Here is a 13,422-nt window from a genome sequence, read left to right as displayed (position 1 = left end):
GCACCGCACCGGCCGCCGCGCCCCTGCCCGCTCCCGCGCTCACCGCCGCCGAACTCGGCGAGGTGCTGCGCGAACTGGGCCCGCACCGCACCCGTGCCGGGGACCGCGCGCCCGGCGGGTGAGGCGGGCCGGCCTCAGTCCCGGGGGCCGGTGCCGGGGTCCTCGCGCTTGACCGTCTCGCCCTGGATCACGCGCGGCGCCCCCGGTTCGTCCGCGTCCCTCGCGGCGCGCGCCTCGGCCTTGAGGATGCGGGCCGACTTGCCCGCCGAGCGGGTCAGCTCGGGAAGCTTCTTGACGGCGATGACGGCCGCGACGACGACGAGAATGATCGCTAGCTCGCTGAGTCCGAACACGGCGCTCCCCTGGTGAACGTACGGTGCGGGCCCGCGGCACGGGCCCGCACCCGGAATCTACGGCAAGGCCGGCGGACCGGGGCAGGCCCCGGGCGCCCGCGGGGTCTCAGAGGTCGAACTCGTGCGGCGGCAGGTCGAGGGCGTAGCACGCCTCGCGGACCACGGCACGCTCGTCCTTGTCGAAGTCCCCGTCGGCGCCGCCGATCACGATGCCGATCTGGATCACGGCCCGTGCCTCGGCGGGCTTCTTCTTCGCCTTGGCGATCTCCTGGAGGATGCCGACCTTGCCGAAGGCGAAGTCGGCGGTCAGCTTGTCCAGGTTGTCCTCGAAGCGGCGGCGCAGGTCGTCGGCGGGGAAGTTCTGCAGCACCTCGTTGGCCGAGATCAGTTGGGCGACCCGCTGCCGCTCCGAGGGATCGACGCTGCCGTCGGCCGCGGCGACCAGCGCGCACATCGCCATGCTGGCGTCGCGGAAGGCGCCGCTCTTGAGGTCGTTCTTCTTCGCCACGAGCTGCGTCTGCATCTGCGACGCGGACTCCTTGAAGCGGTCCCACAGGGCCATGAGAACTCCGTACTCCGTACCGGTCGGACGGGAGTCGCAGGCGACCCCAGCCCATTGCTCTACATCACTGTAGAAGTTATCAGTCTTCCCCGTCGTCCGAGTCGCCCTCGAAGAAGTCCCCCACCTCGTCGACGGCCTCGGCCGCCACCATCCCCACGGCGATGCCCGCGGCCCCGGCCATGGCGGCGGCACCGACCCCGGACTCGTGGCCGTACACCGCGTGGGAGCCGTACGAGGCGCGGTGCTCGACCAGCTCCTGGACCCAGCCGTCGACGAGGGCGGTCCAGCCCCGCGGCCCGGCGGGGCCCTCGTGCGGGACGGTGAAGCGGCTGACCGCGTCGTGGCCGCCGTGGCCGTCGGCGAACGGGCCGCCGCGCTTGTCCGCCTCCAGCACCACTTCCAGGGCGCCCGGCACGGCCAGGAAGGTCAGCTCGATCTCGTCGACCTGGTGGGCGTAGCGCGGGGGCGGGGTCAGCTCGATCTCCTGGTAGAAGGGCAGCCGCTGCCCGGTGCCGCCGATGCGGCCGTACTCCAGGTCGGCGGAGCGGAAGCCGAAGCCGAGCCCGCCGAGGGCCTCCAGGACGGCCTCCTGGGCCGGGAGCGGCGCCACGGTGAGCGGGTCCAGGTCGCCCCGGTCGCGGGCGCCGGCGACGGCCAGCTCGGTGCGCACGCCGAGCACGATGCCCAGCGGCTGCCCGTACAGCTCGGTGGCCGGGGTCTCCCAGGGCAGCGTCACCGCGAAGGGGATGCTCGTCTCCTCGCCCGCCGCGAGCCGGAAGGAGCCGCCCACGGTGTGCCGGTCGAAGACGACGACGCCCTCGCTGTCGACGCCCTCCCCGCCGCCGTGCTCCTGGCGCTCGGTCTCCACGCGGGCCACCAGCTCCAGCGCGACGTGCTCGACGTCGTGGCCGGCGCTGCCGCCGACCAGGTGGACCCGGCCCGACAGCATGCCCCCCGGCCGGGCGGCGCCCGGGTCGAGGACCGTGTCCACCGTGGGTCCGCCCACGCCGAGGGAACCGAGCAGCCGCTTGAACACCATCGAGGCGTTCACTCCTTCACGTTCGTGCGGGGAACAACCGGAATCGTCCGGCCGTTCTCTACAGGCGAGTAGAAGCATAGGGGTCCCAGGACTCCCGATCTCTTTGCTCGTCCTTTACCATGAGGGAGAACCCTCGGGCGCCCGGCTGGTACCGGTGCCCACCGACCCCGTTAAGGAGTCCCGTTCCGTAATGGAGCCTCCCAGTACCGGCCGTGCCGCGGCCGGCCCGCCAGTGCCCCCGTACGCGCGTGAGGGAAGCGGGGTGGCACGGTGACCGAGGTCCTGCTGCTCCTGCTGGCCCTCCTTCTCACCCTGGCCTGCGCCCTCTTCGTCGCGGCCGAGTTCTCCCTCACCACCGTCGAGCGCTCCGACCTGGAGCGTGCCGCCGAGTCCGGTGAGCGCGGTGCCGACGGCGCCCTGAAGGCCGTCCGCTCCCTGACTCTCCAGCTGTCCGGCGCCCAGCTCGGCATCACGGTGACCTCGCTGGTCATCGGCATGCTGGCCGAGCCGTCGATCGCGGTGCTGCTGCGCGGCCCGCTGACGGCGATCGGCCTGGGCGGCGCCGCCTCGACGGTGGCGACCCTGCTCGGCGTGGTGCTGTCCACCGTCGTCCTGATGGTCGTCGGCGAGCTGGTCCCCAAGAACTGGGCGATCTCCCGCCCGCTGGCCGTCGCGAAGGTCGTCGCGGGCCCGCAGCGCGGCTTCACCACCGCCTTCGGCCCCTTCATCCGGCACCTGAACAACACGGCGAACCGTTTCGTGCGCCGCTTCGGCCTGGAACCGGCCGAGGAGCTGGCGTCCGCCCGCAGCGCCGAGGAGCTGGTCGCCCTCGCCCAGCACTCGGCCGCGGAGGGCGCCCTGGAGGCGGACTCGGCGGAGCTGTTCGTGCGCACCCTGCACCTGAGCGAGCTGACCGCGGAGAACGTCATGACGCCGCGCGTGGACGTCAAGGCCCTGGAGGCCCACGCCACCGCCGCCGACGCCGCGAACCTCTCGCACGCCACCGGCCTGTCCCGCTTCCCGGTCTACCGGGACAGCCTGGACGAGGTCGTCGGCACCGTCCACATCCGCGACGTGCTGGCCCTGGAGCCGGACAAGCGCCGGGCCACCCCCGTCACCGAGCTGGCCACCGCGGCCCTCCTGGTGCCGGACAGCCTGCCCGCCGACCGTCTCCTGGAGCGCATGCGCGCCGCCCGCACCATGGCCGTCGTCATCGACGAGTACGGCGGCACGGCGGGCGTGGCGACCGTCGAGGACATCGTCGAGGAGGTCGTCGGCGAGGTGCGCGACGAGCACGACCCGGTGGAGGTACCGGACCTGCTGCCCGCCCCCGCCGGCGCGGACGGCCGCGCGGCCTGGGAGGCCGACGGCTCGCTGCGCCTGGACCACCTGGAGCGCATCGGCCTGACCGCGCCGGAGGGCCCGTACGAGACCCTGGCCGGCCTGGTCGCCACCCAGCTGACGCGCATCCCCGCCAAGGGTGACGTGGTCGCCCTGGACGGCTGGCGCATCGACGTCCTCGACGTCGACCACCACCGCGCCGACCGCCTCCGCGTCACGGCCCCCGCGCCGGACGACGCCGCGCCGGCGCAGGAACCCGCGTCGCACGCATTCGCGTCGCACAAACCGGCGGCGCACGACGAGCGGGAGCTGGCCCGATGACCGTCGTACAGCTCCTCATCGGCGCGCTGACGCTGCTGACCAACGCGTTCTTCGTGGGCGCCGAGTTCGCCATGATCTCGGTGCGCCGCAGCCAGATCGAGCCGCGCGCGAAGTCGGGCGACAAGCGCGCCCGGATGACCCTGTGGGGCCTGCAGCACATCTCCCAGATGATGGCCACGGCCCAGCTCGGCATCACCGTCTCCTCCCTGGTGCTCGGCGCGGTCGCGGAACCGGCCATCGCGCACCTGATGGAGCCGGTGTTCGAGGCGGTCCACATGCCGCACGCGCTGGTCCACCCGGTCGCCTTCGCGATCGCCCTGGCCCTGGCGACGTACCTCCACATGCTGATCGGCGAGATGATCCCGAAGAACATCGCGCTGGCCGCCCCGGCGACCACCGCGCTGCTCCTCGGCCCGCCGCTGGTCGCCCTCACCCGGGCCCTGAAGCCGTTCGTCTTCGGCGTCAACGCCTTCGCCAACACGCTCCTCAAGCTGCTGCGGGTGGAGCCGAAGGACGAGGTGGAGGCCGTCTTCACCGACGACCAGCTGGCCCGCATGGTGGTGGACGCCAGCGAGGCCGGACTGCTCACCCCGGCCGACGGCGAACGCCTGCGCGACGCGCTGGAGCTGGGCACCCGCCCGGTCGGCGAGATCCTGGTCCCGGCCCAGAAGATGCGCACGGTCCCGCACACGGTCACCCCGGCCGAGCTGGAGCGCATGGCCGCCGACGCGGGCTACTCCCGCTTCCCGGTCACCGGTCCCGGCGGCACCGTCCTCGGCTACCTGCACATCAAGGACACCCTGGGCCTGACCGACCGCGAGAGCCCCTTCCCGCGCACGGCCCTGCACCGCGTCACCCGCGTCCGCATCGACACCCCCCTGGACGACACCCTCACCGCCCTGCGCGCCGAGGACAGCCACCTGGCCGCCGTCACCGGCGAGACGGGCTCGGTCCTGGGCTTCGTCACCATGGAGGACGTCCTGACAGAACTGGTGGGCCCGACGACACCGGTGGCGTCGTAACGCGACGCGGCCGGCCGCCCCTCCGGCCGGCCGGTCGCCTCCCGTTCCCTTCCAGGCGGCTTGTGCGCTTGACCCCCGATTGCCCCCACCACGCATTAGAGTGCCGCAGTGCGCTGAGTGTGCTCTGAGTCACAGCGCGACATGGCGGGCGGGCTAGGGGAGCCCGTCCGCGCTCGAACGTGACTGTTTGGGGGGTTCTGTGTACGAAATGGTCAAGGGGTCCAACATCGCCCTGTCGGCCCTGAGCGACAACACCGGTTCGGTGATCGTGAGTCTGGGTTGGGCCAGCCCGACCGGTGAAGGCGACGCGGACGTGTCCGTCCTCCTGTTGGGCGGACAGGGGAAGGTACGCAGCGACGCCGACTTCTACTTCTACAACAACCCGGTCGCCGCCGACGGCAGTGTGCAACTGCTGGGCAAGGCTCCCACGGGAGAAGGCAGCGAGGACCGCATCGTCTTCGATCTGACGGCCGTCCCGCCGGACGTGGAGCGGGTGATCGTCGCCGCGAGCCGGTACGAGGGCGCCTGTTTCGGGGAACTGGACGACCTACGGGTGACCTTGGCCGACGGGTCCGGGGACGACCTGCTTCGGTTCGCGATCGACGACGCCGGGTCGGTGAGCGCCTTCATCTTCGGCGAGTTGTACCGCCGCGCCGAGGAGTGGAAGTTCCGGGCCGTCGGCCAGGGATACGACGTCGGCCTGGCCGGACTGGCGACCGACTTCGGCGTGGACATCGACGACGACGCGTCCAGCGCGGACGAGCAGCCGGATGGCGAGGCGGAGGACGGGGCAGAGGGCACCGCACGGCCCACGGCTCCGACGGAGGAGGGGCCGCCTGTCGAGCCGGAATCCTCACCCGGACCGGCGGCTGAGCAGGTGGCACCGGCGACGTTGGAAGCGGTCCCCGCTCCCCGGCGGTCCGAGGAGGACGCGCAGCCGAAGAAGGCCGCCGCGCGTCCCCGTACCGCGAAGAAGAAGGTCACGCTGCCCAAGGTGGTGAAGAAGTCCCTCGCGGAGAACGACTCCTGGAGGGAGGCGAGGCTCTTCCCGGTGTCCGCGCTCAAGAGCGACCGGGACCGCGAGACACGCGCCACCTCGGTGCTGCTGTCGGTGATGGCGCAGGTGCCAGAGTTCGGCAGGAGGCTCACCGCCGCCTTCGGTGCTCCGGCCGGCCGCATGGAGACCTTCACCGAGGTCTCGTTGCCGCACGGCGACAGCCCGCGCCGACCCGACGGCGTCATCCGGGTGGAGCGGGCCGGCAAGTTGTGGACGGCGCTGGTGGAGACCAAGACCAACGGCAACGCACTCCGGCCCGAACAGGTGCAGGCGTACGCGGACATCGCCGCCAGACGCGGCTACGAGGCCGTCATCACGCTCTCGAACGACGTCGCGCTGGAGGGCAGCCCGCTCGTCGACGTCAAGATCGATGGCAGGCGCAAGCACAAGGTGGCTCTGTGGCACCTGTCCTGGGCCGAGGTGGCCCACCAGGCACAGATGCTGCTCCGGCACGAGGGAGTCGGCAACGGTGCACACGCGTGGCTGCTTCAGGAGCTTCTCCACTATCTCCAGCACGAGAACTCCGGATGCCACGGCTTCCAGAACATGGGCGCGGCCTGGGTGCCCGTGCGTCGGGGCATCGACGACGAGACCCTGTGCCAGGGCGATCCGCGTCTGCTGGAGGTGGTCGAGAGCTGGGAGCGCCTCGTCAGACAGGTCTGCCTCGGTCTCGGCGGCGAACTCGGACACAAGGTGCTCCCCGTACGGCGCGCCAAGCGCGGGGCCGACCCGGAGGCCCGTCGGGCGGACATGGCGGACCGCTTGTGCACCGACGGCAAGCTGCACGCCGAGCTGCGTATCGAGGGCACCCCAGGCGTACTGGCGATCACCGCCGACTTGCGCACCGGCAAGCTGCGCACGTCCTTCGACGTCCCGGCTCCCGAGCAGGGGTACCCCCTGACCTGGTCGAAGCGGCTCATCCGGCAGCTTGCCGAGGCACCGGCTGACCTGCACGTCGAGACCCTTGTCGAAGGCGAGACGGGAGGTCCGCGGGGTACTCTGGAGCGGCTTCGCCCGGAGCCCGCGGACCTGCTCCCGAAGAACGGCGCCCAGATCACCGGCTTCCGGCTCTCCCTCTTCAAGGGCATGGGCAACTCCCGAGGCAAGACGGAGTCGGGCTTCATCCGCAGCGTCGACGACGCGGTGCACCGGTTCCACGGCTCCGTCGTCGCCAACCTGGACCGGCCGGCTCCGCGACCGGCGTCCTCGACGGAGCGAGCCGCCGCGACCTGAGAACTCCTCTCCGAGGGGACCTGACGCCGGCAACGCCGCCCCGGTCCGGTTCGTCTCCTCCGGCGGCACGGACGTTCGTATCGTCGGAGGAGACGCGCGTGGCCATGGTCGGCCTGTTCTGGATCACTGAGGGGTGGGGCGAGGGGCGCGGGCCGGACGCGGTATCCACGCCCCGGACGAGTACGGCCTCTCCCGTACCCTCCTCGCCCGCCTCGCCGACGGCACCACCACCGTCGGAGAACTGATCGGCCGGCGCCGGGACGAGCGCGGCCTCCGTCTGACGGACCGGCCGGGCGCGGGTCCCGACCCCCTACCGGGGTATCACCCCGGCTTGACTCTCCAGGGTGACGGCGTGTCTTCGCCCGGCGCCTAGGGTGGTGACCATGACCTCAGTGGAGGAGCAGCGCCCGCGCGCGCTGCTCGCGGGGGCTTCGCGGCGGTGGGTGCGACTGCTGCCGTGGGCCGTGGCGTTCGTGCTGTGCGTCGCCCTGCTGCCCACCACCATCGTGGTCCTCACCGCCGACTACGGCCTGAACGGCGGCGTGGCGAGCGCGCTGGCCGTCGGGCAGGCGGCACCGCTGCTGCTCGCCGTCGTACGGCCGCTGCGGGCCTGGTACGTGGTCTTCACCGCGGACGTGGCCGGGGCGCTCGCCCTGCTCACCGTCGACTTCCAGGAGCGGCTGCTGTGGCCGTTCCCGCCCATGGGACTCGTCGGGTACGTCGCCCTCTGCCTCGCCCTCGGCCTGCGCGAGCGGACCCGGACGCTGGTGCTGGTGTGGCTGGCCACGGCGGGCGCGAACGTCGGGCTGGGGTTCGCCGCCCCGCACGGCGCCGGTGCCAAAGAACTGCTGCTCACCATCCTCGGAGGCATCGCGCTCCTGCTGGGCGGTGTGCTGCGCGAGCGGTACGAGGTGCAGCGCAGGCTGGCCGAGCAGGAGACGATCAGCGAGGCCGAGCGGGGCCGGCGGACGCTGCTGGAGGAACGCGCCCGCATCGCGCGCGAGCTGCACGACGTGGTGGCGCACCACATGTCCGTCATCACGGTGCAGGCGGACACCGCCGAGTACCGCCTCGCGACGCTGTCGCCGGACGTGCGGGAGGAGTTCACGTCCATCGCGGCGACCGCGCGGGAGTCGCTCGGCGAGATGCGGCGCCTCCTCGGCGTGCTGCGCAACGAGGACGCGCACGGCGAACTCGTGCCCCAGCCCGGCCTCGCGCAGATCGGGCAGCTGGTGGACGCCACGGCGAGGACGGGCGGGCCGGTGGAGTTCACCCCCTGCGACGCCGAGGTGCCCGAGACGGTGGGCCTGTCGGCGTACCGGATCGTCCAGGAGGCCCTCGCGAACGTCGTACGGCACGCGCCGGGGGCCGCGACGCACGTGTCGCTCGCGGTGTCGCGGCCCGCCGACGGGCAGGGCGGGGAGCGGCTCACCGTCGTGGTGGTCAACGATCCGCCGCCCCAGCCGCCCGCCGGGCCGCTCGAAGTGGGCGGCACCGGGCACGGTCTGGTCGGCATGCGCGAGCGGGTGCGGCTCGTCGGCGGCACCCTCGACGCGGGTCCGCTGCCGGACGGCGGCTTCCGGGTCGCCGCACAACTCCCCCTGACGGAAGAGGACTCCACGTGACGACCCGCGTCATCATCATCGACGACCAGGCCATGGTGCGGGCGGGCTTCGCCGCGCTGCTGGCCGCCCAGAGCGACATCGACGTGGTGGGCGAGGCCCCCGACGGCGCGCAGGGCGTCGAGCTGAGCCGGCGCACCCATCCCGACGTCGTACTCATGGACGTGCGGATGCCCGAGATGGACGGCCTGGAGGCCGCGCGCCGTCTGCTGTCGCCCCCGCCGGGGGTGACGCACCGGCCGCGGGTGCTGATGCTCACCACGTTCGACGTCGACGACTACGTGTACGAGGCGCTGCGGGTGGGCGCGAGCGGCTTCCTGCTGAAGGACGCGCCGCCGGCCGACCTCATCGCGGCGGTCCGCGTGGTGGCCTCCGGCGACGCGCTGCTCGCCCCCTCCGTGACGCGCCGCCTCATCGCGGACTTCGCCAAGCAGCGCCCCGTGGCACGGGGCAAGCCCGCACTGCGGCTCAAGGGCCTGACGGAACGCGAGACCGAGGTCCTCACCCTGGTCGCCCGCGGCCGTTCCAACGCGGAGATCGCCCAGACCCTGGTGCTGGCCGAGCAGACGGTGAAGACGCACGTGAGCCGCGTCCTGACCAAGCTCGACCTGCGCGACCGCGCCCAGGCGGTGGTCTTCGCGTACGAGTCGGGGCTGGTGGCCCCGGGAGAGTAGTCCGGCCCTCCTCCTCCCCCTACCGCGGTAGGGGTCCCACATTGGCTCCCGGGTATGACGCCCGGCGCCGAGCCGTCCCCGCACTCTTCCCCTCGTCACAGAGACGCACCTGACGCACGGATGAGGGAGACGGCACCATGAGGCTACGCAAGGGCAAGCGGCAGCAGGCGGGCGACCGGGCGGGGGTGGACCACCGCTCCGGGACCCCGGCCGCCACGCCCGGTCTCGCCGTCGAACTGCGCGGGGTCCGGCGCCAGTACGGCCGCGGCGCGGGCACCGTGCACGCGCTCGCGGGCGTCGACCTCGGCCTGCCGCGCGGCACCTTCACCGCCGTCATGGGCCCGTCCGGGTCCGGCAAGTCGACGTTCCTCCAGTGCGCCGCCGGGCTCGACCGGCCGTCGGCGGGCTCGGTGCGCCTCGGCGGCACGGAGATCACCGGCATGAACGAGAACGAGCTGACCGAGCTGCGCCGCAGTCGCCTCGGCTTCGTCTTCCAGGCGTTCAACCTGCTGCCCTCGCTGACCGTGGAACAGAACGTCCTGCTGCCCCTGCGCCTGGCCGGGCAGCGTCAGGACCGCGGCCGGGCGGCGGCGGTCCTCGCGCAGGTCGGGCTCGCCGACAAGGCGCGGCGCCGGCCCGGCGAGCTGTCCGGCGGCCAGCAGCAGCGCGTGGCCGTCGCCCGCGCGCTGGTCACCACCCCCGACGTGATCTTCGCCGACGAGCCGACCGGCGCCCTCGACACCGGCACCGCCGCCGAGGTCCTCGGGCTGCTCCGGCACGCGGTGGACACGCTCGGCGCCACCGTCGTCATGGTCACCCACGACCCGGCCGCGGCCGCCTGGGCCGACCGTGTGCTGTTCCTCGCCGACGGGGCCTTCGCCGACCAGCTGGAGCGGGGTTCGGCGGAGCGGATCGCGGCCCGGATGACCGCGCTCACCGGCCGTACGCGGGCGATGGCCGGGGCCGGCGCGGGGGTGGCGGCATGAGCGTCAAGCCCAACGGCCTCGCCCGCGCGGCCGTGCGCTTCAAGCCCGCCTCGTTCGCGGGCACGTTCGTCGCGCTGATGATGTCGGCGCTGATCGTCGCGGCCTGCGGGGTCCTGCTGGAGACCGGCCTTCGTGCCTCGGTACCGGCGGAGCGGTACGCGAACGCGCCGGTCGTCGCGGCGGCCGACCAGTCCGCACGCGTCGTCGCCGACACCGTCGACGGCCCCGAGGAGACCGCGTACCCGCTGCCGGACACCGCCCGTGTGGACGCGGGGCTCGCGGCGAAGGCCGCCGAGGTGCCGGGCGCGGCCACCGCCGTAGCGGACTTCACCTTCCCGGTGCACGGGGGCGCCGCCGCCTCCGGTGGGCTCACCGGCCACGGCTGGGGCTCGCACGCCTTCACCGGCACCGCGCTGTCCAAGGGCGCCGCCCCGCACCCGGGCGAGGTGGTCCTCGGCGCCGACGCGGCCCGCGCCGCGCGGCTCGGCGTCGGCGACACCGTCGCGCTGGAGACGGCCGCGGGGTCCGCCGCATTCCGGGTGTCCGGGCTGGCCGAGGCCGGTGCCGGGGACACCGCGGGCGAGGGAGCGGTCGGCGGGGGCACGGCCTGGTTCGCCGACGCCGAGGCGTCCGTGCTGGCCGGGCACCCCGGCAAGGCCGACGCCGTCGCCGTCCTGGCCGAGGAGGGCGTCGACACGGACGCCCTGGCCGCCGCCGTGAGCAAGGCCCTCACCGGTTCCGGCGCGCAGGTGCTCACCGGTGACGACCGCGGCGAGGTCGAGGACCACGGACTCGCGTACGCCAAGGAGACGCTCTTCGCGGTCGGCGGTTCCTTCGGCGGGATCGCCACCCTGGTCGCGGTCTTCACCGCGGCCGGTACGGTCGCGCTCTCCGTCGGCCAGCGCACCCGCGAGTTCGCGCTGCTGCGCGCCGTCGGGGCGACCCCGCGGCAGATCCGCCGGGCGGTCGCCGCCGAGGCGCTGCTCGTCGCCCCGCTCGCCGGGCTGCTCGGCTGCCTGCCGGGCATCGGGCTCGCGCACTGGTGGTTCGGCCAGATGCAGGACCGCGGGGCCGTCCCGGACGCCGTCGACCTGCACGTCTCGGGGTTCCCGCTGCTGGCCGCCGTCGGCGTGGGGCTGCTCACGGCGCTCGGTGCCGGCTGGGCGGCCGGGCGCAGGCCCGCGCGGATCAAGCCGGGCCAGGCGCTCGCCGAGGCCTCGGTGGAGCGGCTGCGGCCGGGTGTCGTCCGTACGGTCCTCGGTCTCGCCGCGGTCGGCGGCGGTTCGGCGCTCGCCGGTGTGGCGGCCTCCGCCGCCGGTTCCGACGCGGCCAACGCCTCCCTCGGCGTCGTCATGCTCTTCATGCTGGCCGTCGCCCTGCTCGGGCCGGTCCTGGCCCGGCTGTGCGCGGCGCTCTTCGGCCTGCTGCTGCGCGGCGGCGGCGCCTCCGCGTCGCTGGCCGCCGCCAACTCCCGTACCAACGCGCGCCGGCTGGCCTCCGCGATCAACCCGATCGTGCTGGCGATGGCCTTCGCCTCGACGCTGGTCTTCATGCACACCAGCGAGAGCCACGTCGCCTCGGAGCAGCTCCGCGAGGGCGTCACCGCGGACCACGTCGTCACGAACCCGGCCGGTCTGCCCGCCGACGCCGCGGACCGGGCCGCCCGCGCCCCCGGTGTGGACGCGGCCGTGAGCCTGCTGAACACGCAGGTGCTGGTGCCCGTACGCGGCGGCGGCGAGACCTCGTTGCAGGGGACGGCGACGCAGGGCGTCTCGGGTTCCGGCGCGCAACTCGCCAAGGTCCAGGACCTGGACGTGCGCGAGGGCAGCCTGGACCGGGTGGGCCCGGGCCGTATCGCCATCGACCGGACCCTCGCCACCGCCACCGACGTCGGCCTCGGCGACAAGCTGTCGCTCTACCTCCCCGACGGCACGAAGGCCGCCCCGCAGGTCGTCGCGGTCTACGGCCGCGGCCTGGGCCTGCCGGCGGTGACCATGGACCGCGCGTCCCTGGACGGCCACGTCACGTCCGCCTTCGCCGACACCCTGCTGGTCAGCGGCGGCGACGCCGAGCCGCTCACCGCGCTCGGCGAGGTCACCGACGCCTCCGGCTACGCGCTCGCGCAGAACGTGGACCGCGAGTTCGGCGCCTGGGCCAACTACATGATGGCCGCCGTCCTGGGCGGCTTCGCCGCCGTCGCCCCGGTCAACACCCTGGTGATGACGGTCCTGGACCGCCGCCGCGAGCTGCACACCCTCCGCCTCGTCGGCTCCACCCGGCGCCAGGTGCTGCGCATGCTGGGCTGGGAGAGCCTGCTGGTGTCGGCGGCGGGCGTGGCCCTGGGCACCGCCATCGCCATGATCACGCTGACCCCGATGATGCGCGGCCTGACCGGCGAGTTCCCGCACGTGCCCCCGCTGCTCTACGCCGCCTTCGCCGCCACCGCGGGCGCCCTCGCCCTGGCCTCCGTCACCCTCCCGGCCCGCACGGCCCTGCGCGACCGGGGCGCGTGAACACCGGCCGATCACCCGGGCCCGCCCGGCGGCGGTAGCGCCCCGAGTCGCGGTGCGTCTGTGGCCGCGGGCCGACCAGCCGCTCGCCCGGCTGCGGGGGCGCCGGCCGCACGCCGGGCAGGGCCCGTCAGCCGTTCGCGAGGCCGTGAAGGCCGTGTGCCGCGAGGGCGTTGGCGGGCCGCCGGACGTGTACCGGCCCGGCGGCCCGCGCCTCTCCCGCCCGCACCGGCGTCAGCCGGTTCGCAGGGCGTCCGCCGGAGGCGTCCGCAGGGCGTGACGGGTGGGGAGTTCGATGGTGAGGTACGCCGTCAGCACCACCGTCGCCGCCACCGCCGGGAGGAGCCAGGCCGGGCCCGCCGGCCAGGGGTGGCCGAGGAAGCCCTGGCCGAGGAGGGCCAGGGGGACGGCGGACAGCAGGAGGCCGGAGACGAGGGCCGCGGCGGCGATCACCGCGGCCTCGCGGCGCATCATGGCGCGGATCTGCCGCGGGGTCGTGCCCACCAGGCGCAGCGCGGCGATCTCCGCCCGGCGCTGGGCGGTCGCGGCGACCAGCTTGTTGACGATGCTCAGCAGCAGGTAGCCGAGGAGTACCACGACCACCGCCAGGTTGATCCACACCTCGGGCGGCGCGTCCGCGCCGGTGGCCTCCGGGGCGGTGCTCGCGACGGCGAGCCCGGGGCGGCCGGCGGCCAGTCCGGC

Annotated in this window: 11 protein-coding genes; 7 read left to right on the top strand and 4 right to left on the bottom strand. The window is 74.0% G+C overall.

The window, feature by feature from the left end; all coding sequences use genetic code 11:
• Positions 1-134 precede the first annotated feature (134 nt).
• The 3 genes from BZZ08_RS36785 to BZZ08_RS36775 form a co-directional block, all read right to left on the bottom strand.
• Positions 135-353 (bottom strand): twin-arginine translocase TatA/TatE family subunit, encoded by a 219-nt coding sequence (locus BZZ08_RS36785; RefSeq protein ID WP_104636506.1) that lies wholly within the window; start codon positions 351-353, stop codon positions 135-137.
• Between the two features lie 106 nt (positions 354-459).
• Positions 460-915: a tellurite resistance TerB family protein gene (locus BZZ08_RS36780; protein WP_104636505.1), complete on the bottom strand. Its 456-nt coding sequence runs from the start codon at positions 913-915 to the stop codon at positions 460-462.
• 79 nt (positions 916-994) lie between these two features.
• Entirely contained in the window at positions 995-1,954 is a 960-nt protein-coding gene (locus BZZ08_RS36775) for a sporulation protein (protein ID WP_198601914.1), read from the bottom strand.
• A 270-nt stretch (positions 1,955-2,224) separates the two neighbouring features.
• Here BZZ08_RS36775 and BZZ08_RS36770 point away from each other — a divergent pair, with 270 nt between their 5' ends.
• From BZZ08_RS36770 to BZZ08_RS36735, 7 genes are all read left to right on the top strand, one after another.
• Positions 2,225-3,616 carry a hemolysin family protein gene (locus BZZ08_RS36770; RefSeq protein WP_104636503.1) on the top strand — a complete coding sequence of 464 codons (1,392 nt, stop codon included), beginning with the start codon at positions 2,225-2,227 and terminating at the stop codon, positions 3,614-3,616.
• Positions 3,613-4,638, top strand: coding sequence for a hemolysin family protein (locus tag BZZ08_RS36765; RefSeq protein ID WP_104636502.1), 1,026 nt, complete (start codon positions 3,613-3,615; stop codon positions 4,636-4,638). Before BZZ08_RS36770 ends, BZZ08_RS36765 begins: the two co-directional genes overlap by 4 nt.
• A gap of 208 nt (positions 4,639-4,846) precedes the next feature.
• Positions 4,847-6,928 carry a TerD family protein gene (locus BZZ08_RS36760; protein WP_198601913.1) on the top strand — a complete coding sequence of 694 codons (2,082 nt, stop codon included), beginning with the start codon at positions 4,847-4,849 and terminating at the stop codon, positions 6,926-6,928.
• 383 nt (positions 6,929-7,311) lie between these two features.
• Positions 7,312-8,553, top strand: coding sequence for a sensor histidine kinase (locus BZZ08_RS36750; protein ID WP_198601912.1), 1,242 nt, complete (start codon positions 7,312-7,314; stop codon positions 8,551-8,553).
• Positions 8,550-9,224 (top strand): response regulator, encoded by a 675-nt coding sequence (locus BZZ08_RS36745; RefSeq protein WP_104636498.1) that lies wholly within the window; start codon positions 8,550-8,552, stop codon positions 9,222-9,224. The genes BZZ08_RS36750 and BZZ08_RS36745 overlap by 4 nt, the downstream gene beginning before the upstream one ends.
• Before the next feature lie 137 nt (positions 9,225-9,361).
• A complete protein-coding gene (locus BZZ08_RS36740; RefSeq protein ID WP_198601911.1) occupies positions 9,362-10,210 on the top strand; it encodes an ABC transporter ATP-binding protein in 849 nt (282 codons plus the stop codon).
• Complete coding sequence (locus tag BZZ08_RS36735) at positions 10,207-12,723, top strand: ABC transporter permease (RefSeq protein WP_104636497.1); 2,517 nt, start codon at positions 10,207-10,209, stop codon at positions 12,721-12,723. Before BZZ08_RS36740 ends, BZZ08_RS36735 begins: the two co-directional genes overlap by 4 nt.
• A 231-nt stretch (positions 12,724-12,954) precedes the next feature.
• On the opposite strand, the gene BZZ08_RS36730 is transcribed toward BZZ08_RS36735, so the two are convergent.
• Positions 12,955-13,422: FtsX-like permease family protein (locus BZZ08_RS36730; RefSeq protein WP_133169259.1), on the bottom strand; the 468-nt coding region annotated here is incomplete at its 5' end.

The organism is Streptomyces sp. MH60 (assembly GCF_002939385.1).
Lineage (GTDB): Bacteria > Actinomycetota > Actinomycetes > Streptomycetales > Streptomycetaceae > Streptomyces.
The sequence above is the reverse complement of the archived record's forward strand: the minus strand, read 5'-3'. Positions and strand labels throughout refer to the sequence as shown.

What these genes read in the sequence shown, in the direction of transcription:
- BZZ08_RS36780 (WP_104636505.1), bottom strand. Translation starts at nt 915, where the DNA reads ATGGCCCTGTGGGACCGCTTCAAGGAGTCCGCGTCGCAGATGCAGACG.
- BZZ08_RS36760 (WP_198601913.1), top strand. Translation starts at nt 4,847, where the DNA reads ATGGTCAAGGGGTCCAACATCGCCCTGTCGGCCCTGAGCGACAACACC.
- BZZ08_RS36750 (WP_198601912.1), top strand. Translation starts at nt 7,312, where the DNA reads ATGACCTCAGTGGAGGAGCAGCGCCCGCGCGCGCTGCTCGCGGGGGCT.
- BZZ08_RS36765 (WP_104636502.1), top strand. Translation starts at nt 3,613, where the DNA reads ATGACCGTCGTACAGCTCCTCATCGGCGCGCTGACGCTGCTGACCAAC.
- BZZ08_RS36735 (WP_104636497.1), top strand. Translation starts at nt 10,207, where the DNA reads ATGAGCGTCAAGCCCAACGGCCTCGCCCGCGCGGCCGTGCGCTTCAAG.
- BZZ08_RS36740 (WP_198601911.1), top strand. Translation starts at nt 9,362, where the DNA reads ATGAGGCTACGCAAGGGCAAGCGGCAGCAGGCGGGCGACCGGGCGGGG.
- BZZ08_RS36775 (WP_198601914.1), bottom strand. Translation starts at nt 1,954, where the DNA reads ATGGTGTTCAAGCGGCTGCTCGGTTCCCTCGGCGTGGGCGGACCCACG.